Here is a 361-nt window from a genome sequence, read left to right on the forward strand (position 1 = left end):
CTTTGCTCACGTCGGTCTGAACGAAACGGGCATGCAGGCTAGCGATCAAGTTACTGCCGATGTTCTCGATAAGTTCCGAAAGGAATGGCAGGAGCTGGCAAACCTGACTGCTGATTACGTTGAGCGCTGGACCAATGAGTACAACATCCACAAGCAGGTTGCCAATCGCGTGCTTGAGGCGTTTACCAACATCAATGTGGTGGTCACGTCGAGTCAATGGGACAACTTCTTTGAGCTGCGTAATCACCCGGATGCCCAGCCCGAAATCAAAGATTTGGCTGAGACTATGCTTCGGGCCATGTCCGCAAGCAATCCGCGTATTGTCGATCCAAAGGACCTGAATGATGCTCGTGCGTGGCAC

Annotated in this window: 1 protein-coding gene; it reads left to right on the forward strand. The window is 52.4% G+C overall.

Annotation, left to right across the window (positions count from 1 at the left end; translation table 11 throughout):
* Positions 1–361: FAD-dependent thymidylate synthase (locus AC1RPG_RS08430; protein WP_481762538.1), on the forward strand; the 361-nt coding region annotated here is incomplete at both ends.

It is taken from the genome of Dellaglioa sp. CoH-57-MRSF-18 (genome assembly GCF_056781995.1).